Annotated in this window: 12 protein-coding genes, 7 pseudogenes and 1 other annotated feature; of the genes and pseudogenes, 17 read left to right on the top strand and 2 right to left on the bottom strand. The window is 60.0% G+C overall.

The window, feature by feature from the left end:
* Window positions 1-203: 203 nt before the first annotated feature.
* The 5 genes and pseudogenes from ACVWYI_RS37495 to ACVWYI_RS37475 all read left to right on the top strand — a co-directional run.
* Window positions 204-1,232, top strand: a complete 1,029-nt coding sequence (locus ACVWYI_RS37495; RefSeq protein ID WP_456664656.1) for an LLM class flavin-dependent oxidoreductase — start codon at window positions 204-206, stop codon at window positions 1,230-1,232.
* A 335-nt stretch (window positions 1,233-1,567) separates the two neighbouring features.
* Window positions 1,568-1,843 carry a hypothetical protein gene (locus ACVWYI_RS37490; protein ID WP_456664655.1) on the top strand — a complete coding sequence of 92 codons (276 nt, stop codon included), beginning with the start codon at window positions 1,568-1,570 and terminating at the stop codon, window positions 1,841-1,843.
* 496 nt (window positions 1,844-2,339) lie between these two features.
* Window positions 2,340-3,471: pseudogene (locus ACVWYI_RS37485) on the top strand (IS3 family transposase).
* A 328-nt stretch (window positions 3,472-3,799) separates the two neighbouring features.
* Entirely contained in the window at window positions 3,800-4,105 is a 306-nt protein-coding gene (locus ACVWYI_RS37480; RefSeq protein ID WP_456664654.1) for a hypothetical protein, read from the top strand.
* A gap of 543 nt (window positions 4,106-4,648) precedes the next feature.
* Window positions 4,649-5,583 (top strand): annotated as a pseudogene (locus ACVWYI_RS37475) (IS3 family transposase); the annotation flags it as partial.
* Window positions 4,933-5,049 (top strand) — a sequence feature (AL1L pseudoknot). (Overlaps the previous pseudogene by 117 nt.)
* A gap of 7 nt (window positions 5,584-5,590) precedes the next feature.
* On the opposite strand, the gene ACVWYI_RS37470 reads toward ACVWYI_RS37475, so the two are convergent.
* Window positions 5,591-6,997 (bottom strand): IS30 family transposase, encoded by a 1,407-nt coding sequence (locus ACVWYI_RS37470; protein WP_456663005.1) that lies wholly within the window; start codon window positions 6,995-6,997, stop codon window positions 5,591-5,593.
* 46 nt (window positions 6,998-7,043) lie between these two features.
* Here ACVWYI_RS37470 and ACVWYI_RS37465 point away from each other — a divergent pair.
* Window positions 7,044-7,343: pseudogene (locus ACVWYI_RS37465) on the top strand (integrase core domain-containing protein); the annotation flags it as partial.
* A gap of 47 nt (window positions 7,344-7,390) precedes the next feature.
* On the opposite strand, the pseudogene ACVWYI_RS37460 reads toward ACVWYI_RS37465, so the two are convergent.
* Window positions 7,391-7,667 (bottom strand): annotated as a pseudogene (locus ACVWYI_RS37460) (transposase); the annotation flags it as partial.
* Between the two features lie 7 nt (window positions 7,668-7,674).
* On the opposite strand from ACVWYI_RS37460, the pseudogene ACVWYI_RS37455 reads away from it, so the two are divergent.
* The 11 genes and pseudogenes from ACVWYI_RS37455 to ACVWYI_RS37405 form a co-directional block, all read left to right on the top strand.
* Window positions 7,675-8,429, top strand: a pseudogene (locus ACVWYI_RS37455) (peptidase S10); the annotation flags it as partial.
* 297 nt (window positions 8,430-8,726) lie between these two features.
* Window positions 8,727-9,988 (top strand): annotated as a pseudogene (locus ACVWYI_RS37450) (IS256 family transposase).
* 578 nt (window positions 9,989-10,566) lie between these two features.
* Entirely contained in the window at window positions 10,567-10,725 is a 159-nt protein-coding gene (locus ACVWYI_RS37445) for a hypothetical protein (RefSeq protein WP_456664653.1), read from the top strand.
* Between the two features lie 415 nt (window positions 10,726-11,140).
* The gene (locus ACVWYI_RS37440) at window positions 11,141-11,302 is read left to right on the top strand and encodes a hypothetical protein (protein WP_456664652.1); all 162 of its coding nucleotides are present in this window, start codon (window positions 11,141-11,143) and stop codon (window positions 11,300-11,302) included.
* 1,172 nt (window positions 11,303-12,474) lie between these two features.
* Window positions 12,475-13,638 carry an HlyD family secretion protein gene (locus ACVWYI_RS37435; RefSeq protein WP_456664651.1) on the top strand — a complete coding sequence of 388 codons (1,164 nt, stop codon included), beginning with the start codon at window positions 12,475-12,477 and terminating at the stop codon, window positions 13,636-13,638.
* A gap of 31 nt (window positions 13,639-13,669) precedes the next feature.
* Window positions 13,670-15,826 carry a peptidase domain-containing ABC transporter gene (locus ACVWYI_RS37430; protein ID WP_456664650.1) on the top strand — a complete coding sequence of 719 codons (2,157 nt, stop codon included), beginning with the start codon at window positions 13,670-13,672 and terminating at the stop codon, window positions 15,824-15,826.
* 221 nt (window positions 15,827-16,047) lie between these two features.
* Window positions 16,048-17,327 (top strand): annotated as a pseudogene (locus ACVWYI_RS37425) (IS256 family transposase).
* Between the two features lie 159 nt (window positions 17,328-17,486).
* On the top strand, window positions 17,487-17,849 hold the full coding sequence (locus ACVWYI_RS37420) for an alpha-D-ribose 1-methylphosphonate 5-phosphate C-P-lyase PhnJ (protein WP_456664828.1): 363 nt from the start codon (window positions 17,487-17,489) through the stop codon (window positions 17,847-17,849).
* A 64-nt stretch (window positions 17,850-17,913) separates the two neighbouring features.
* Window positions 17,914-18,219 carry an ATP-binding cassette domain-containing protein gene (locus ACVWYI_RS37415; RefSeq protein WP_456664827.1) on the top strand — a complete coding sequence of 102 codons (306 nt, stop codon included), beginning with the start codon at window positions 17,914-17,916 and terminating at the stop codon, window positions 18,217-18,219.
* A gap of 533 nt (window positions 18,220-18,752) precedes the next feature.
* Window positions 18,753-20,144 carry a M16 family metallopeptidase gene (locus ACVWYI_RS37410; RefSeq protein ID WP_456664826.1) on the top strand — a complete coding sequence of 464 codons (1,392 nt, stop codon included), beginning with the start codon at window positions 18,753-18,755 and terminating at the stop codon, window positions 20,142-20,144.
* Window positions 20,141-21,532, top strand: coding sequence for a M16 family metallopeptidase (locus ACVWYI_RS37405; RefSeq protein WP_456664649.1), 1,392 nt, complete (start codon window positions 20,141-20,143; stop codon window positions 21,530-21,532). Before ACVWYI_RS37410 ends, ACVWYI_RS37405 begins: the two co-directional genes overlap by 4 nt.
* Window positions 21,533-21,751 lie beyond the last annotated feature (219 nt).

Below are 21,751 nucleotides of genomic sequence, written 5' to 3'. Positions count from 1 at the left end.
TCAGGTCACAGATCCCCGTTCGTAATCGATCCGGACCCACACATGAATGCAGCTTCGCGACGCAGCCGGAGTCAGTTTTTGTCCGGTCGGCGCATTACGAGCTGTTGAGAACGGCTTCGCAGCATATGCACCGCAGTGCCAGCGAGCGCCTCTTGCACCCCAAAACCCGGCGGACTCCGGTCCCCTCTGTAGGAGATAACTGAGTGAGAAACGTTCTTCCCACAAACCTGACCTGCGGCATCTTTGATCATCTTGACGAGGACGGCCCCGATATCGCCCGGCAATATGCGGACCGCCTCGCGCTGGCGGAGGCCTACGACCGGCTCGGCTTCTATGCCTATCATCTGGCGGAGCATCATTGCACCCCGCATGGACGAGGTCCATCGCCGAACTTGTTTCTGTCAAGCGTGATACAACGCACACGGCGACTTCGCGTTGGTCCGTTGGTCATGCTGCTCAACCTTTACCACCCGTTGCGAGCATTCGAGGAGATCTGCATGTTGGATCACCTGAGCAGCGGCAGGGTCGAGGTCGGTCTTGGCCGCGGCTCCCTACCGATCGAACTGGGTTATTTTGGGGTTGGAGCCGATGTTGCCTCAAGCCGTTACGAGGAAGCTTCCCAAATCTTCGTTAACGCGATGAATGGCGGCCCGCTCTCGTACGAAGGGCAACATTTTGCGCTGAGCAACGTTCCTTTGACGCTTTCACCTCACCAGCGTCCTTGTCCCCCGACATGGATTGCTACAAATCGGCCAGAGTCCGCGCATTGGGCGGCGGCGAATGGCGCTCATCTGGCGTGCATGGGGCCCTCTTCTGCCGTTCGCAAGGTGACAGATCGCTATCGCGCTCATCGAAACGCCAAGCATGACGCCAACGGTTTAGCACCATTTCTCGCATTACTCCGCATGATCGTAGTTGCCAGCTCTGAAGCAGCCGCCCACTCCCTCGCCGCGCCAGCCTACGAAACATGGCTCAAGAGCTTTAAGTTCCTGTACGAGCTCAATGACATCTCGCCTCCATCCAACCTGCCCCTAACCTTGGATGCCGCAATTGAGAGTGAACTGTGCGTTGTCGGAACGCGCGCTTCGGTACGCCAAACTCTTCTCAATCACGTGGAAGAGGCAGGCGCCAATTATCTCCTTTGCCAGCTCGCCTTTGGATCTCTGTCACTGGATGCCTGCCTCAACACAGCAACTGCGATTCACTCCGAACTCATAGCGGCAGAGCACTGACGATGAGCCAACAGCGATTGCAATAAGTCGTCCTTGACCAGGCGATAAATGGGAACACCGAGGCCCATGAGCACCGCAACCGGATGCATTTGTCAGACCTCTCTTATGGTTCAAATGGCTCTTACGCGCATGAGACCCTTTCGACTACATCACCAAACAGTCGTCTCAACGGCAATAAATGCCCTGTCTCTCATTTTGCGTGCGTTGACATTGCCCGAGCATTGGTTTGCTTGGACAGATGAGGTGGCTCACGCTCATCCCGCTTTGGCGCGCCAGTTCGTCGATCGCATTCCACACGGCTCCAAGATGTGGCTTATCGCACGTGCGGGCCTGTCGTGACGCGGTTCCGGCAGCGCTCCGACCAGACGGAGGAGATCGCGCGTAAGCTCGAGATCGTGCTGGCGGAGTTGGCTTCGCTGCGCATTCTGCTGGCTGCGCACGGAATTAGCACCCCTCCACCTCTGCATGAGGACTACCTCACTGTTCAGCGATTCGCAGCGATGAACCACATAAGCCCCGAAGGCGTGCTCTCTCGGATCCGTCGCGGCAAGTTGCGCGCGGAGAAGCGCGGTGGCCGCTGGTGGGTGAAATGCACGGTTTGCACAGCATAGCCGTGCAGTGGCGAGGACAGTAAGACAGACGAAATGAACCAACCCGAGATAGGAAATCCAGCACATGGAAATCATCTGCGCGTTCAAGTTGCTCGTTTTCTTGAGCTCGATCGGACGGCCGATGGAGAATCAAGAGAGCGATCGAGGTCGACGGCGCACGACCAACACACCATTCCAGATCGGGAGGCTCGATGTCGATGCGTCCACGCAATCACAAAACGGGTGGGCGCCCCGAGCACCGGTGTATCGGATGACCACCTTTGCGTGACCGGGATCACTCACTCAATACGGGCTCGTCAACAGAGCGATCCGAGTGAGAAAGCGGAAGAGCACGGACGCGTGGCAGAAGTCCAACTCCGATGCCGCTGCATGTATTGTGGCAAATGGAAAGCGGCGCACGCCCCCCATGAGAGCCGGCTTCGCAAATTTGAACAGGTCGATAAGTGGACTTCTGCCTGACAGCGGGCACGCTGATGCCTGCGAATCAGGAGCGACGATGAGCAGACGAGCACGCCGGAACCACACACCGGCCTTCAAGGCGAAGGTGGCGCTTGCCGCCGTCAAGGGCGACCGGACGATCGCTCAACTGGCCGAGCAGTTCGACGTCCACCCCAATCAGATCACGGCGTGGAAGGCGCAGCTGGAAGGCGGCGCGTGCGGAGTTTTTGGACCTGGCAGCGCTGCGCCGGCCGCGCCTGCGATCGACGTGAAGTCGCTGCACGCCAAGATCGGAGAGCTGACGCTGGAGAACGATTTTTTAGAAGGAGCGCTCACCAAGGCGGGATTTCTGAGCGCAAAGCGATGATCGACCGTGAGCACGAGCTGTCGATCACCAGTCAGGCGGAGGTACTGCAGATCAGCCGCGGCAGCATTTATTACCTGCCGCGTCCGGTGCCGGACGCCGATCTCGCGATCATGCGGTGTCTCGACCGGCTGCATCTGGAGTTTCCCTTCGCCGGTTCGCGAATGTTGAGAGGCCTGCTGGCTGCCGAGGGGTGCAAGATCGGCCGCCGGCATGTCAAAACGCTGATGCGGCGGATGGGGATAGAGGCGCTCTACCGCCGTCCGCGCGCGACGAAGCCGGAACCCGGCCACAAGATCCATCCGTATCTGCTGCGCGGCATGGAGATCACACGGCCGAACCAGGTCTGGGCGATGGACATCACCTACATCCCGATGGCGAGGGGCTTCGTCTATCTCGCCGTGGGCTGGACTGGGCAACACGTCGTGTTCTGTCGTGGCGGCTGTCGATCACCATGGAAGCAGCCTTCTGCGTCGAGACGCTGGAGGATGCCTTGGCCCGTCACGGCAAGCCGGAGATTGTCAACACCGACCAGGGCTCGCAGTTCACCGGACAGGCTTTTACCGGCGTGCTCGCCGACAACGGCATCGCGATCAGCATGGACGGCAAGGGCGCATGGCGAGACAACGTGTTTGTCGAACGGCTCTGGCGCAGCGTCAAATACGAAGAGGTGTATCTGCGGGCCTATGACAGCGTCAGCGAGGCTCGCAGTTCGATCGGCCGATATCTCGACTTCTATAACACCAGGCGTCCCCATTCGAGCCTTGACGGCACCACGCCGGATCAAGCCTACTTCACCCCACTGCCACTCCGCATGGCAGCCTAACCCGGCAGAGGCTCCACCTATCGACGCGGAAACTCTGTTCAGACAACCGGGACCAGCTCTCATGTCAGTTTTGCACGTGAGCCACCGCACGCTACCGGGTTACGGCCTGGAGCACAGAAAAGATAAATGCCTTGCTCGCAAATCGCACAGTTTGCGAGTTCCCCTGAGCATATCTTGAACGTCCGTCTCACGCCCGCTGGGGCTAGCAGCGTACATGAATCCCAGTCATTCGCCTGTTCAGGGTCGCCTCGCGCGTCGGTGTCAAAGAGGGACAGGTCCGATTTCGCTGGGATGGTCGTCAGAGTCTGGCTGGAGAAGGAGATCGCCAATGATGTCACCAAGACTGATGTCAGTTCTCGGGTCGATGGTAGCAGTCGAGCGTATATTTTGGAAACTTCGAGAATTGATCGATGGCGATTGCGCGATCTCACCTGAAGTTCGAGAGACGCTTCATGTAATGTTAGATGCAAAGCTTCTTTCCGCAGAGGATAAGATTATGAGCGACGCGCGCGCTGCGATTGACGCAACTCCTGACTTGCCGCAGGCGGTCCGCGATCGAGCATATAGGTCGCTCGACTTTGCAATGAAAATGTTCATGACCACCGAACCGCGCCGCCCTCAGGATCCTTCTTAACGAAGTCGGTATCTGCAGCGCTCATCCCAAGATGCATTGATGCATGCCCCGCTCCAGCGATCACTTGCCCGGACACTTGGCTGTGCAGGGTTGATGTTAGCGGAGGGGCTTCGATTGAGCTCCTGAGCAGCTATGAAGCTGATGGGAATGGAGCGACAGCACCTCGCTAGTTGATCAATCTAATCTGTCCTGCCGGCCCGCAGGCTTGGGTGGGCACCTGCCGAAATGCTGCAGGCTGTTTTTCTCGAGCATCCCGAACCAGCTTCTCTCGCCATCTTTAACGGTCCGCTGCGTGGAGCCAATGTGCGAGTCCAGCTCTGTAAGTTGATCATCGAAAGGACCGGCCAGGTGTCGTCATTAGGCAGCGGCGTACGCTCGACTCTGCTCGTGGAAAGCAGCGCTTGAGTGCTTGAGTTGATCCAGCTCAAGCATCATGATTCGCGTTTCCAAGATGGCTTCGATGCCTGGCTAGGACCTTCACCGAATGGACGGTTGAACCGCCCCGGGATTGCCGGAGGCTCCAACTCTTGAGAAGGTGGAGCCATGACGAGCAAGACAACGAACAAGTTTTCACCCGAGGTCCGGGCGCGTGCGGTTCGGATGGTTTTGGATCACGCGAGTGAGCATCCCTCGCGCTGGGCGGCGGTGACGTCGATTGCGGCCAAGATCGGCTGCACGCCGCAGACGCTGCATGACTGGGTCAAGAAAGCTGAAGTCGACAGCGGGCAGCGGGCTGGCGTTCCGACCGACATGGCCGAGAAGCTGAAGGCGCTCGAGCGGGAGAACCGGGAGCTTCGGCAGGCCAACGAGATTCTGCGCAAGGCAAGCGCTTATTTTGCGATGGCGGAGCTCGACCGCCGGTCCAAGCCATGATCGCCTTCATCGACGATCATCGTGGGGCGCATGGGGTCGAGCCGATCTGCAAGGTCCTGCCGATCGCCCCCTCGACCTATCACGCCCATGTGGCCAAGCGGCGGGATCCCGCCAGGCTGTCGGCGCGCGCCAGGCAGGATGTTGCGCTGAAGATCGAGGTCCGGCGCGTCTTCGATCAGAACTTCCGCGTCTACGGCGCGCGCAAGGTCTGGCGGCAGCTCAAACGTGAGGGCTTCGATGTTGCCCGTTGCACGGTGTCGCGACTGATGCGGGATATGGGTTTGCAAGGGGTCATCCGCGGCAAACCCGTCAAGACCACGATCAGCGACAAGGCTGCGCCATGCCCGCTGGATCACGTCAACCGCCAGTTCAAGGCGCCAAGGCCAAACGTCCTTTGGCTCTCCGACTTCACCTATGTCGCGACCTGGACCGGCTTCGTCTACGTCGCCTTCGTCATCGACGCCTATGCCCGCAGGATCGTGGGCTGGCGAGCCTCTCGCACGGCGCATGCAGGCTTCGTGCTCGATGCGCTGGAGCAGGCACTGCATGATCGACGGCCGGTCCATCGTAGCGGGCTGGTGCACCACAGCGACAGGGGCAGCCAAGGCGGATTCAAACGGTCGTCGCAACACCAGTTACTTTCACTGATAACAGAAGATCGTCAAGCGCCTCCGCCGGCGTTTTCCAGCCTAGTGTCTTCCGCGGTCGGGCATTGAGGGCCGCTGCCACAGCGGATATCTCCTCGGCGCTGTGGATGCTCAGGTCCGTGCCTTTCGGGAAGTACTGCCGCAGCAACCCGTTGGTGTTCTCGTTAGTGCCGCGCTGCCATGGGCTTTGCGGGTCGCAGAAGTAGACCTGGATACCCGCATCGATCTTGAGACGATCGTGCTGAGCCATTTCGGCTCCCTGATCCCAGGTTAGCGAACGGCGCAGCTCTTCGGGCAAAGTGATGATGGTGCGCGTGATCGCGTCGCGCACGGCTTCGGCCCCATGTCCCGCAAGGGCTGGTCCGTTTTTGACGCGCGGAGCTTCGCCATGCCCCGCCAACCGTGGAAGGTGCAAGAGCATCGTAAAGCGCGTCGTGCGCTCGACCAGCGTGCCGATTGCTGAGCTGCCAACACCGAGGATGAGGTCTCCCTCCCAATGTCCCGGCACTGCTCGATCGGCAGCTTCAGCAGGGCGCTCACTGATCATGATCTCCGGCGAGACAAAGCCCTTGCCTCGCCTGCGTACGCGCGCTCTGGGCATCCGTAACACACGCCCTGTTCGCAAGCAGGCCGTCAGCTCGCGGCGTAGCGCGCCACGGCCCTGAACGAAGAGGGCTTGATAGATAGCTTCGTGGCTGATGCGCATCGTCTTGTCGTCCGGGAAGTCGATCGGCAAGCGTCGGGCAATCTGCTCAGGGCTCCAGGCTTTGGCCCATCGCCGATCCTTGCGCGGGCCATGCCGCCGCCCCTTCCACGGAACGGCGGGACCAGGAACGGGCGCGCCGGTCGGGGCTACGACGCCGCCAGCAAGTCTTTCCTCCACATAAGTGCGCAAGGTTGCATTGAGCGCAAGCTTGGTCGGCTTAGGCCGGCGGGCGGATCGATCCGCATGCCATTGGGCAGTTATTGCCCGATACCCCAACCCGCCGCCGCGAGTGGCCGCGTTGCGCCGCAGTTCACGGGAGACTGTGGAAGCAGCCCGCCCCAGGCGACGTCCAATCTCCTGTATGGAATGGCCCTGCACCTTGAGAAGTGCGATCTCCTCGCGCTCATTCAACGAGAGATACCGCCCGGAGAGAGCCTTTGCCGAAGATCTGAACATCGCTGGTGGCATGCCGCCCGCCTTTCGGAATAATCTGCTTCCGACAGGTTGTGACAATCCGGCTTCGAGTGCAGCATCTTCGCTGCTTAACCCAGCGGCAATCGCCCGCCAAAATTTATTCTGTTCATCGCGCCCGGCAACAGAGGGCCGTCCTGGCGACGGCAATGGGGCTCGTCCTGACCGCGCCGATCTGCGCCTTACAACGTTCATCGCAACCTCCAAACTCCTGGTGTTGCGACGACCGTTTGAATCCGCCCAATATGTATCCATTAAGTACACCGAGCGCCTGGCTGAAGCAGGCGTGGAGCCTTCTGTCGGCAGCGTCGGAGATTCCTATGACAATGCTCTCGCCGAAACCATCAACGGTCTCTACAAAGCCGAGGTGATCCATCGGCGCGGACCATGGCGCAGCTTCGAGGCCGTCGAGTTCGCGACGCTGGAATGGGTGGACTGGTTCAACAACCGGCGGCTCCTGGAGCCCATCGGCAACATCCCGCCGGCCGAAGCCGAGCAACGCTACTACGCCATGCTGGAACAACCGGCCATGGCGGCATAACTTAAACCAAATGGCCTCCGGCAAACCCGGGGCGGTTCACAGCACACGATGTCCTCATGCTTAAGCGACCGCCACAGCCGCTCGATGAAGACGTTGTCCATCCAACGACCACGGCCATCCATGGAGATCTTGATCCCAGCGCCCGCCAACGCGCCCGGTGAAGGCCGCACTGGCGAACTGGCTGCCTTTATCGGTGTTGAAAATCTCCGGCGTGCCGTACTTCGCCAGCGCCTCTTCCAGAGCCGCCACGCAGAACGAGACGTCCATCGTGTTCGACAACCGCCACGCCAGAACCGCACGGCTCGCCCAGTCGATGATGCCGACCGTGTTTGACTACCGCGAGTCCGGCACGAGCCTTCTTCAATACGTCGCAACGCTGCCGAGCTATGTCGCAACCGTACGCGAAGCCAAGGGACCGGTGAAGCGAGTCGATTTCGCCGACGTCGAAGCTTACGCGCGCGGCGAGTTCCTGACCGAGCTCGTCAAAGGCAAGGTGGACAAGGAGGCGCCACGCGGCTGGCTGACAAGGTCGCCAGACGGTGAGCCGCAGGCTCGCGGGCCGCTTCGGTATCACCGAATTCAGCCGCGAGCTCGACCGCAAAACGGCAAGGTGACCGGCGGCTACGACGCCTCCGTGCGTGGCTTCGATCCCTATCCGGATTTCGGTAGCCCCGGATTTGGCGATCCTTCGGGCGACACGCTTAAGGCGCCGCTGACCAGTGCCGCCGTCGATCTCCTGACGCGCAAGATGAACTGGCGGCCGGATGGCTGCTATGGGTTGATCAACGCCGCGGTTTGGCGGGCCTGGGATTTTGGCGCCGGTCCCCCGCAGCCCCTGTTTGAGCTGCGCCAGATCCTTGCGGCGGATCCGAAAATGAAGGTGCTGGTTGGGCGCGGCCTGTTCGACCTCGTAACGCCCTCTATTTCGGCTCGCAGATCGTGCTCGATCAGTTGCCCGCCTTTGCGTCGGCGCCGCGCCTCAAACTCGCGGTCTATCCGGGCGGCCACATGTTCTACTCGCGTGACGCATCGCGCCAGGCTTTTCGCGCAGAAGTCGAAGCGATGATGAAGCTGGCGGCGAATTAAGTCACAGGTAAGCGCTCGCGTGTGCAGTATTTCACCGCTTTCTTAGCGGAAGACCGCAACTGAAATCCTAGCGCGAGCTTGCGATTTTTGGAGATTTCCGGCCGCGATCGACCTTGTTCGAGGGCCGGCCGGCTTCTTAGGCTGCGTCACCGCGGCACAATAGCCTGCTGGCAGTTTGTCCATCGCGCGGCCGCGCTGGTCCCGTCGCGGGGTTGGTTGGAATTGAAGGTGGCGTAGTCTCCGAGGTGATCAACCTCGAATCATCCGGCGTTGGAGCGCCGGACCGGAGACCACGCCATGAGCAGCAATATCACGAAGACTCATTCGCCGCAGTGTGGAGACGAGACGGCTCCCCAGCTTTTCGACGATTGGTTCGATCCGATCGAAGCTGCGGTGCGGGAACGAGCGCGGGAATTCATTGAAGAATTGATCCGCAGCGAGCTCGATGTGGCCCTTGCGCGCCCGCGCTACGAGCGCAGCAAGATGGCCGGCCGCGAGGGAACGGCCGGCATTACGGGGCATCGGCATGGCAGCCGGCCGCGGTCGCCGACCGGCAGCTTCGGGCCGATTGAGACGCGGTCCGCGCGCGCGGCTCAACACGGCCGACGGCAAGACCCCCGAGTGGAAGAGCCAATCGCTGCGGGCCTACCAGCGCCGCACGCTGGCCGCCGACGCGCTGATCGCCAGCTGCTACCTGGCCGGCATCAACACGCGCCGTGTGCGCCGGGCGCTCAGCGCTCTGTTCGCTGGCGCAGTCGGCAAGGACACGGTGAGCCGGGTGTGGCGCAAGGTGAAGAGCGACTGGGACGCCTGGAATGCCCGCTCGCTGGCCGCGGAGCCGATCGTGCGATTGTTCCTCGACGGCACCGTGGTGCGGGTGAGGCTCGACCCCAAGGCGACCGCCATTTCGCTGCTGGTCATCATCGGTGTGCGTGCGGACGGTCTGAAAGTGTTGCTCGCGATCAAGAGTATGGGTGGCGAGAGCACCGAAGCCTGGTGTGCCGTGCTCGACGATCTTATCCGGCGTGGGCTGCGGCGGCCCGAGTTCCTCATCGTCGACGGCGCGCCAGGGCTTGAGGCTGCGATCGCCGCGGTATGGGACGGCGTGCCAGTGCAGCGCTGCACGGTCCACAAGCACCGCAACCTGTTGGCGCATGCGCCCGAGCGCCTGCATGAGGAGATCACCGCCGACTACAACGACATGATCTACGGGGCGACTCGCGAGGAGATCGAGGTGGCGCAAGGCCTTCATCCGCAAATGGCGGCTCAAGCATCGTGCGGTGGCCGACAGCCTGCAGGAAGCCGGCGACCGGCTCTTCACCTTCACGCGACTGCCGCCGAGTCAATGGAAGAGCGCACGCACCACGAATGCAATCGAGCGGCTGCACGAAGAGTTCAAGCGACGGATCAAGACGCAGACCGTGTTGCCATCAGCGGACACGGCGGCAATGTTGTTCTGGGCTTTGCTCGCTTCCGGCCAGATCAACATGTGCAAGGTCGACGGCTGGAAAACGCTGGCCACCAAACCCATCGATCAGCCAATTGACCTCGCCGCGTAATCAGATAGCTCCACAATGTCGGAGATTGCCCACTCCGGATTCCAACCACATCCCGGACGGCACCGATCGATACGTCAGCCTATGGTCTAACCGAGTTAACGCATGAGGAAGCATTTGCAACTTCAGGAGGGATGTTTTGGGGAGCGGCTCTCGGAGTTTTGGGGCTAGTAGCCCTAGCAGCTGCGGGCATCGCGGAAGTGGTATTGGCTAACACGCGTGGATAGAACATAAGGCGCAAACTTTCCGCGTCGCGCGTTCACCCAGCGATCGTGCGACGCGGGCTGCTGCGCATGACTGTGACATTGCCGGATTGCACGTTCTTCATTGCGCTGGACTTCCTCGATCTGTTCGTTGCCCGACGTGCATTTGCGTTGCCCCGGTTACCGGGTTTGTCGCGTCCAAGACAGCACGATGAGGCGTGGCGTCGTGCTGGCAGTTCAGCTGTTGAATATCGATAGGATGACTTTTCTCGATCACTTCTGTGCAGTTGGCACGCCTTTTGAGTCTCTCTTCGCTCAACGACAGCGGCTGCCGACCGGTACCGCTGACTGATCCATTCATTTGAAGAGGAGACGACAATGAAGACTGATTTGTCAGTCTATGGTGTAACCGAATTAACTCCTGAAGAAGCATCCGCAACTTCGGGAGGGTGGTTCTGGGCGTTTGCGGGAGTTTTGGCGGGGCTAGCGGCAGCCATTGCAGCTGGATCATTCATCCCTTCATCCGCATACATATAAAGCCAGGAAAGTTAAATGTGGTCCGGGCCATCACGGGATGACGCCTACCTGGCTTGAACGGGAAGTCTACGAGACGGGTCTTGGTCGGTTCGCGTTGGAGCCCGTACCGACCGAGCCCATCGTATATCGATACGAGATCTTAAACTTGCTCGAGAGGCGTTCAAGCTGGAAGTCGAGTTACCCGTAGCCGCTCCCGACGTACCTTTGCTTCCTGGTGTCGGATTTGTCGCGTTCGCGACACGGTCATGTTCGGCCGGCGTACCGCGGGCTCACAATCAACCGTTGAACAAACCACAGAACGGTTTTCCAGAACTCCTTCTGCGCTGGCACGATTCTTGATATTCTTACTTTTGCGGCGGCAGGAGCTGCTGAGCGGCAGTTGCTGACTGATCCGTTCATTGAAGAGGAGACGACAATGAAGACTGATTTGTCAGCCTATGGTCTAACCGAGTTAACGCATGAGGAAGCATTTGCAACTTCAGGAGGGTTTTGGGCAGTGGCTCTCGGAGTTTTGGGGGTATTAGCTCTAGCAGCTTCAGCCATCGCGGAAGCGATATTGGGTAACACGCGTGGATAGAACATAAGGCGCAAACTTTCCGCGTCGCGCGTTCACCCAGCGATCGTGCGACGCGGGCTGCTGCGCATGACTGTGACATTGCCGGATTGCACGTTCTTCATTGCGCTGGACTTCCTCGATCTGTTCGTTGCCCGACGTGCATTTGCGTTGCCCCGGTTACCGGGTTTGTCGCGTCCAAGACAGCACGATGAGGCGTGGCGTCGTGCTGGCAGTTCAGCTGTTGAATATCGATAGGATGACTTTTCTCGATCACTTCTGTGCAGTTGGCACGCCTTTTGAGTCTCTCTTCGCTCAACGACAGCGGCTGCCGACCGGTACCGCTGACTGATCCATTCATTTGAAGAGGAGACGACAATGAAGACTGATTTGTCAGTCTATGGTGTAACCGAATTAACTCCTGAAGAGGCATCCGCAACTTCGGGAGGGTGGTTCTGGGCGTTTGCGGGAGTTTTGGCGGGGCTAGCGGCAGCCATTGCAGCTGGATCATTCATCCCTTCATCCGCATACATATAAAGCCAGGAAAGTTAAATGTGGTCCGGGCCATCACGGGATGACGCCTACCTGGCTTGAACGGGAAGTCTACGAGACGGGTCTTGGTCGGTTCGCGTTGGAGCCCGTACCGACCGAGCCCATCGTATATCGATACGAGATCTTAAACTTGCTCGAGAGGCGTTCAAGCTGGAAGTCGAGTTACCCGTAGCCGCTCCCGACGTACCTTTGCTTCCTGGTGTCGGATTTGTCGCGTTCGCGACACGGTCATGTTCGGCCGGCGTACCGCGGGCTCACAATCAACCGTTGAACAAACCACAGAACGGTTTTCCAGAACTCCTTCTGCGCTGGCACGATTCTTGATATTCTTACTTTTGCGGCGGCAGGAGCTGCTGAGCGGCAGTTGCTGACTAATTAATCATAGATGGAAACAACAATAAAATGGATATGTCAGCCTATGGTGTGACCGAACTAACTTCTGAAGAGGCGTCCGCAACTTCAGGAGGGATCTTTTGGGCAATCGCTTTCGCTGTTGTGGGGATATTAGGCCTTGCAGCTGCAACTATAGGGGGATTGGCAATAAGCCGCGCTACTGAACCGTAAGCGGCTCAAACTCTCCATTCTCCGCAGATTAGCAGTTTCCATGGAAACTGCTAATCGTCGTCAGGAAATGAACCTGTTATATGACCAATGTCATACTTCCTGCTGAAATTTTCAGCTACACCGCGGAGAGCATCCTCTCACGAAGGTCAGGACGATCTTTTCTCATTTACAAGATTATTGTGCTTTCTCTGGTCGCGGCGTTGGTGGCGTTGCCACTCATTACCATAACGGTCTCTGTTCAAAGTGCCGGCGCCATTCGCCCCACCATCGAGAAGACTCCTCTGATCTCGCCCGTCTCAGGACGCATTTCGCGTATCCTTGCCGTTGAGAACGATGTGGTTGCCCTGGGGCAAGAGATCCTCACCCTCGATGACGTGGTGGTTGAGGAGAAGCTCAGGGCAGTTACAGGCGAAATTCGCGCGAAGGGCGATCTAGCCCGTGACCTCGAAAGCCTGATCTCCTCCGGAACAGAAGCCAAGGACCCGATCCACCTGCTGACCGAGTCCGCCACGGCCGAGCGGCTGCATTTTCTGAGCCTGCTGCGGGAGAACGAATATGCCCGCAGTAACGCCGCGGCAGAACTCGAGCGCGCCAAGCGGCTGCTCTCCGTTGCTGCAGCGCCTGCAAAGGCCGTCGACGAACGAGCTTTCGCTCTCCAGAGCATTGAGGTCAAAGGCGAGATCCTCGCCCGGCGCAAAGCCGCCGAGTGGAACCAACAGCTCTTCGACACGAACCTGCGCCTGAAGGAACTGACTGCCAGCTTGCATCAGCTCGAGAACGAACGAGATTTGACCCGGATTCGAGCTCCCGTGTCCGGTGCTCTAGAGCAATTCTCCGGCCTCACCCCCGGTGGCTACGTCCAGGCGGGGCAAACTGTCGCTCGCGTCTCGCCGGATGGCGAACTGGTGGCGGAGATCTACGTCTCCCCCAACGATATTGGCTTCGTGCGAACCGGCCAGTCAGTGCGGCTCCAGGTGGATGCCTTCAACTACAATCAGTGGGGTGTTCTAGAGGCGACAGTGCTCGCCGTGGCCCAGGACTTCACCCTCCACGATAAGAACCCGATCTTTAAGGTCCGCTGCGCGCTCTCTGCCAGTCATCTCACGCTCAAGAACGGGGTCATCGGTCAGTTGAAAAAAGGCATGACCGTGCGAGCCCGCTTCCTCGTGACCGACCGCAGCCTCCTTCAACTCCTCTACAATGAGGTCGATGATTGGCTCAATCCGCTCCTTGCAACCCGTTAGTTGTTCCGTTTCCAAATAGCCCGCGAGCTTTATGTCCAGCAACGTCATCAAATTCAAGCAGCGCGACATCACAGATTGCGGGGCCGCCAGTCTTGCTTCTGTCGCAGCCTTCTACGGTTACAAGCTGCCCCTGTCGCGCATCCGCCAGTATGCCTCGACAGACCGCTCCGGCACCACGGTGTCAGGCCTCACGGAAGCGGCTCACAAACTGGGGTTCATCGCCAAAGGGGTGAAGGGTGGGTTCGACAGCCTGTACAAGATTCCCAAGCCCGCCATCGCGCACGTCATCGTCAAGAAGGCCCAGCACCACTTTGTCGTCATCCAGGCCATCGACGCGAGGTGGGTCGTCGTCATGGACCCGGCCTATGGCGAAATCCGCAAGCTGTCACACCAGGAATTTAAGACGCAATGGACTGGCGTCTTAGTGCTTCTGGTTCCGGCAGACATATTCCAGCGCCGCGACGAGACCACCGCATCCTTCGTCCGCTTCGCCCGTCTGCTTGCTCCACATAGGGAGCTGATGGTGCAGGCTCTCATCGGGTCACTGGTGACGACGATCCTTGGCCTCTCGACGGCTATCTACGTCCAGAAGATCGTCGATCATGTGATCACAGCAGGCAACCACAACCTACTCAACCTGATGAGTGTCGCCATGCTGCTGATCCTAGTGCCGCAGACTCTGATCAATCTCCTCAGAAATCGGCTCCTCCTGCAAACGGGACAGAAGATCGATGTCTGCTTGATCCTCGGCTATTACAATCACGTCCTAAGCCTGCCTCAGAAGTTCTTCGACAGCATGCGTATAGGTGAAATCGCCTCCCGTATGAACGACGCAATGAAGATCAGAAGCTTCCTGAACGACGTCTCGATCACCATGTTGGTTAACGTGCTCGTGATACTGTTCTCGTTCGGGCTGATGTTCGTCTACTCGTGGAAGATCGCCTTGGTCGTGGCGACCTCTATCCCACTATACTTATTGGTCTATTGGACCATCAATTGGCTGAATAGGAAGCGCCAGCGCACCATTATGGAAAATGCCGCCGATCTGGAGGCACAATTGGTTGAATCACTAGGAGCGGTCTCCACGATCAAGACATTCGGTATAGAGAGCTTGGCCAATCTTAACATTGAGACCCGCTTCATCAAGATGCTGCACTCCGTCTATAGCTCCGGCCTTATCTCGGTCTTCGGAGACAATGCCTCAACCTTCCTCTCGAGCCTATTCACCGTCGTGCTGATGTGGTTCGGTACGACGCTTGTCCTCGATCAGAGCGTCACGCCCGGCGAACTACTGTCCTGCTATACGCTGCTTGGCTATATTACCCGGCCGGTTGCGAGCCTGATCCAAACCAATCGGATCGTCCAGGATGCGTTTATCGCGGCGGATCGCCTGTTCGAGATCTTCGACCTGGAGCCGGCAAGCGGTGGCAGCATCGATGCCACCAAGTCCGAACTTGGCGATATCTGCCTGGAGAACGTCACGTTTCGCCATGGCGCGCAGCCTAAGCTTTTCCTGGATCTCAGCATCACCTTCCGCCGAGGCGAAATGACGGCCGTGGTGGGGAAAAGCGGCTCAGGCAAGAGCTCCCTTGCAGCGCTGGTGCAGAATCTCTATCCGCTTGAGCGTGGATGTATCCGGATCGGCCCGCATGACCTCCAGGACCTCTCGACTGAATCCCTGCGTAAAGTTGTCGCTGCGGTACCGCAGTCGGTCGACGTGTTCTCCGGCTCGGTGATCGAGAACATCGCCCTTGGCGATTTCGAGCCTGACATCGAGAAGATACTGCAAATCTGCGATCAAATAGGGCTGCGGTCGGTGGTCGAGCGCTGGCCCGGTGGCTTCCAGGCCTATCTGGGCGAGAACGGCGTACGCCTGTCCGGCGGCGAGAAGCAGCGTCTAGCCCTTGCTCGCGCCCTGTACCGGGCCCCGGAAATCCTGATCCTCGACGAGGCGACCTCCTCTCTCGATTCGGTCGCCGAGGCGCTTGTCGTAGGGGTGGTTGAGGAATTGCGTCGAGCCGGTAAGATCATCATCGTCATCTCCCATCGTCTCAGCACCATCTGCGAGGCCGACAAGATCGTCGTCTTGGACAAGGGGCGGGTTATTGCGCAGGGAAGACATGCTGAACTGCTCAGAGCTGACGGCGCTTACACGCGTTTGTGGCGAGCGCAAACCGGAGTCAGCTAACGGTTCGGGTGAGGGGTCATCGCAGAGTTTTTCCGACATCTTATGATAAACCGATCGCGCTGGCGGCGCTTCAGGATGGTGACGTCTGTTGTGCTAGTTCGCTACAGCGACCGCGCCCAGCAAAGAGCTATCGCCCAAAGTTGGTGACGGCGGGAATCGGAAAGGCGGCATATCGTGGGGTGCTTGACGCCTCCACTTCTCCACCGAAGGAGCGATATGCCGTGTCCAACGATAACGTCATCCATCTGATTCAGCCAGGAATCTTCGACGATCAACTCACAGAAGTCTTGCGCAACGGAGCGCGTGCCCTGCTGGCCCAGGCGGTCGAGGCCGAGGTTGCAGACTTTCTAGGCCAGCATGCCGATTTGAAGACCCGGGACGGCCACCAGCGCGTCGTCCGCCACGGTCACCTGCCGGAGCGCGAGGTGATGACCGGCATCGGTCCGGTCGCCGTCCGCCAGCCGCGTGTACGCGATCGCGAAGCGGACGCCGCCGATCCTGGCCGCATCCGGTTCCCGCCGTCGATCCTGCCGCCCTACATGCGCCGGTCGAAGTCGATCGAGACGCTGCTGCCGATCCTTTACCTGAAGGGTATCTCGACCGGCGACTTCTCTGAGGCGCTGGCTGCGCTGCTCGGCAAGGATGCTGCCGGGTTGTCGGCATCCGCCATCGGTCGCCTGAAGGATGGCTGGCTCGACGAGCACGCCGCGTGGCAGAGGCGCGATCTGTCGGCGAAGCGCTACGTCTACATCTGGGCCGATGGCATCCATCTTCAAGCGCGCCTCGAAGACGAAAAGCAGTGCATCCTGGTGCTGATCGGCGCGACCCTGGAAGGCCGCAAGGAACTGGTCGGCTTCACCGATGGCGCCCGCGAGAGCGCGCAGGACTGGCGCGATCTGCTGCTCGATCTGAAGCGGCGCGGGCTCGACGTGGCGCCGCAGCTTACCATCGCCGATGGCGCACTCGGGTTCTGGAAGGCGGCCGGCGAGGTCTGGCCGAAAACGCGCGAGCAGCGCTGCTGGGTGCACAAGACCGCCAACGTGCTCGCCAAGTTGCCGAAGAGCCAGCAGCCGAAGGCCAAACGCGCGTTGCAGGAGATCTGGATGGCTGAAACGAAGTTCGCCGCCTGGCGTTCGACGCCTTCATCGAGAGCTACGCGCTGAAGTACGAGAAGGCCGCCGATTGCCTGAGCAAGGATCGAGACACGCTACTGGCGTTCTACGACTTCCCGGCCGAGCACTGGAAACACTTGCGGACGACCAACCCCATCGAAAGCACCTTCGCCACCGTTCGCCACCGCACCATCCGATCGAAGGGCTGCCTGTCCAACAAGACCGCACTCGCGATGGTCTTCAAACTGCTCGAGGCCGCGCAGAGAAGCTGGCGTCGTCTCGATGGCCACAACCAGTTGCCAAAACTCGTTGTCGGTGTGACATTCAATGATGGGATCGAGGTCATCGCCAAGCCGACCGACCGCCAGCCCATAACCGCCGCCGCCTGACCGGCTCCGGCCGTCACCAAAATCTGGCGATAGCTCCCCAGCAAACTTCCCCTAAGAGCTTCTTCTGCTCCTTGTTGAGATCCGATGCTTGCGTTGGCTCTGTTTGGCAATTGCCATGCTGCGGCGATGAGGCGGCTTGCTCATACAAGTGATGGGGCCATGTTACGACCGGTTCAGCTATCGAACGATTATCAGGTCATCGTCAACGGGCGCTACCTCGCCTCGCCGTCGCCGATCCCGAAATTCGACAACCCGAAGCTGCACCAAAGCCGAGCGCTTGCGATCTTTGGCGCCGGTCGCGAGCGGCGCATCCACGCCATCCCGCCCTTCACGGACGTTAAGAGCCTCGATTTCGCCGACTATCCCTTCATGGTGCAGCACTTCGAGATGTGCTGCTCGCTTTGCGGCTCGAAGCACAGCTATCTCGATGAAATTCTCCTCGATGATCGCGGTACCCGGGCCTTTATCTGCTCAGATACCGCCTATTGCGCTGAACGACGCGGCGAAAGGACCGACGCATGAAGCCAAGGGTGAGGGAAATTCTGCGGGCTGAGCGCCTCTCCAAGGCCTTCGGACGGGTACCAGCCTGCAGCGCGGTATCGTTCTCGCTACGTCAGGGGAGGTTCTCGGCATAGTCGGGGAGAGCGGCTCGGGCAAGTCGACGCTTCTCCGCTGCCTTGCCGGCCGGATCCAGCCGGATGATGGCACAGTTATGATTGCGTCAGATGATCACGTCGTCGATCTCTGGGCGATGGACGAAGCCTCGCGCGAGCAGTTCCTGCCGACGACGGTCTCGCTCATCCACCAGTGTGTTTCGGCATGGAATATGTTGGATGCCGATCACCCCGAAAACGGGGCCCTTCATGCCGAAACACATCCGGCTTCGGTGTAAGCTGTTCATAGCAAGGAAAAACTGCGGTCAGCTTAAAACCCGCTCTGCGCAATCATGTGCTCCGCATAATGCCGCATGTCGTGTGGCTGGTCACGACTATGCTCGCACGCCTGATCAATCATTTCGATGAGCAGAACACTTTTGTCGACGCGGCACGCAACACGTCAATGTCGATTCAGAGTGTGCGATATCCGACGATGTTGGACATGCGACATCGCTGTTCTGGATGTCTCCCATTGTATTTAAACGAAGTTTCTTTGGCACGACTAATGCTCTGGGTTATGCGCAAGCGCGTCGGACCGACAGTAGTGGCGCGTAAAAAGCCGTTCCATTGCATTCATGGGAGAGATAGCAGCCGAAAATAGATGTCGATCACAACCTCGCTCCTCATGCCAACGAACTACTATGGAGATCTAACCATGCCGAACCAGCAGCTGACGAACCTTCTCGATGACAACGCCGGGGCCAAATGCCCGCCGCCCTATCGTACGTTCTACCCTGACGTCTGGGGCCGAGCCTCTACAAGGATTGCGATGTTCTCATATCGATGGGCGGCTCGCCCTCTTGCCGTACTGCTCACGACTTGCGCGCTCTCCACTGGCGGCCTGTTCGCCACAACCACGGTCAAATCGGCTCCGCCCACCAGCTTCACGCTCAGTAACGGCCTACAGGTGGTCGTGATCCCAGACCATCGCACGCCGGTGGTGACGGAGATGATCTGGTACAAGGTTGGCTCGGCCGACGAGACGCCGGGCAAGTCCGGACTCGCGCACTTCCTCGAACATCTCATGTTCAAGGGCACCGACAAGCATCCACTCGACGAATTCCTTCAAACCGTGGTTCGCGTCGGGGGCAATGCGAACGCCTCGACCTCGGTCGACTACACCATCTACTACGAGCGCGTGCCGAAAGAGCAGCTGCCGACCATGATGGAGTTCGAGGCCGATCGCATGACCGGCCTGATCCTCAAGGACGAGAACGTGCTGCCTGAGCGCGACGTCGTGCTTGAAGAGTACAACATGCGCGTCGCCAACTGCCCCGACGCGCGCCTCAACGAGCAGATCATGGCCGCGCTCTATCTCAACCATCCCTATGGCCGTCCGGTGATCGGCTGGCACCAGGAGATCGAGAAGCTCAATCGCGAAGACGCACTCGCCTTCTACCGCCGCTTCTATGCGCCGAACAACGCCATCCTGGTGATCGCCGGCGACTTCGACGCCGCCGACATCCGTCCGTTGGTCGAGCGCAATTTCGGTTCCATCCCGGCGCAGCCCGCGATCCCGGCGCAACGCATCCGCCCGCAGGAGCCGGAGACCGCGGCACCGCGCACCGTCACGCTGTCCGACCCACGCGTCGAGCGGCCCGGCCTGCGGCGCTATTACCTGGTGCCCTCGGCGACCACGGCCACGGCCGGCGAAAGCGCGGCCCTCGACGTGCTGGCGCAGCTGATGGGCAGCGGCAGCAATTCCTATCTCTACCGCGCGCTGGTGGTCGACAAGCCGCTCGCGGTCTCCGCCAGCGCCAGCTATTCGAGCATCTCGCTCGACCCGACCCAGTTCGCGATCTCGGCTTCGCCGAAATCCGGCGTCAGCTTCGCCGAAGTCGAGCAGGTGATCGACGGCGTCATCGCCGACATCGTGCAGAACCCGATCCGGGCCGAGGATCTGGAGCGGGTCAAGACCCAACTCATTGCGGAAGCGATCTACGCCCAGGACAACCAGGCGGTGCTGGCGGGCTGGTATGGCGGCGCGCTGACCACGGGCCTCTCGATCGAGGACATCAGGAGCTGGCCCGACCGTATTCGGGCCGTCACCGCCGAGCAGGTCCGCACCGTCGCGCAGAAATGGCTCGAGAAGAAGCGCTCGGTGACGGGCTATCTGATCAAGGACACCGCGACCACTAAGCTCCAGGAGAAGCGTTCGTGACCTATCCCTTCCTTCGTGCAAGACAGTTCCTGCGCACAAGATACCTCGCGCTGTCCGCCGTCACCGGCGCGGCACTCGCGCTCGCTACCGTTTCGCCGTCGCAGGCGGCTGCAAAGATCCAGCATTTGACCTCGCCGGGCGGCATCGAGGCCTGGTTCGTGCAGGATGCGACCGTGCCGCTGATCGCCATGGAATATTCCTTCGCCGGCGGCTCGGCACAGGATCCCAAGGACAAGTCGGGCGTCGCCAATCTGGTCGGCGACCTCCTCGACGAAGGCTCCGGCGATCTCGATTCCAAGACCTTCCACGAGCGGCTCGACCGCCGCGCCATCGAGCTCTCCTTCAGCGCCACCCGCGACACGTTCCGCGGCAGCCTGCGCATGCTGCGCGACAACAAGGACGAGGCCTTCGACCTGCTGCGAAGCGCGCTGACCTCGCCGCATTTCGAAACCGCCGACGTCGAACGCATTCGCTCGCAGGTAGTCTCGGGCCTACGCCACGAGACCACCAACCCGACCTCGCTGGCGATCCGCAAATTCCTGGAGGTTGCCTTTGGCGATCATCCCTACGGTCGGCAGTCCAACGGCAACCTCGACAGCGTTCCGACCATCACGGTTGCCGACATGAAGGATTATGTCGGCCGCGTGCTCGCCAAGGACACGCTGAAGATCGCGGTAGTTGGTAATGTCGATCCGGCAACCCTCGGCAAGCTGCTCGACCACACCTTTGGTAGCCTGCCCGCCAAGGCCAATCTCGTGCCGGTCCCCGACGTCGAGGCCGCCAAGCCGCCGCAACGCGCTTTCGTGACGCTCGAGGTGCCCCAGACCGTGATCACCTTCGGCGGGCCCGGCGTGAAGCGCAGCGATCCGAACTTCATGGCCGCCTATATCGTCAACCACATCCTAGGCGGCGGTGGATTGTCCTCCCGGCTCTACCATGAAATCCGCGAGAAGCGCGGGCTGGCTTATTCCGTGTTCGAATCGCTGCTCTGGATGGAACATTCGGCGGTCTTCATCGGCAACACCGGCACCCGCGCCGACCGTGCCGGCGACACCATCGACGTCATCGACAAGGAGGTCCGCCGCATCGCCGAGGAGGGCCCGACGCAGAAGGAGCTCGACGAGGCCAAGTCCTACCTCAAGGGCTCGCAGATGCTGGCGCTCGATACCTCCTCGAAGCTCGCGCAGGCGCTGCTGCAATATCAGCAGGACAAGCTCCCGATCGATTGTATCGAGAAGCGCAACGCCATCGTCGATGCGGTGACACTGGACGACGCCCGAAAGGTTGCGAGGCGGCTATGGGCTCAGGGGCTTCTGACCGTTGTCGTCGGGCGCGCCCCGCAAGCCGCAGCGCAGCCCGCTACCCCGACGGTACCGAAGTCGAATTGATTATACGTCCTTCATCATGGCCGGGCTCGTCCCGGCCATCGATCTCTTTGATGATGCTGCACCGCGACGACGAGCAGTCGGTACCTAAGCGCGATCGTTCCCCATGGCGTGGTGTAGCTGATGACCCGCCCCGCGGGGTTATCCAATCGCCACCACTCCAACTCTGTTTGCCGCAAGCCTAGCTTCCAAGACGCCCGAAAGAAATCGAGATTTGAAATC

It is taken from the genome of Bradyrhizobium sp. LB13.1, from assembly GCF_054056815.1.
Note: the sequence above shows the minus strand (reverse complement) of the source record. Positions and strands in the feature narration are given on the sequence as shown.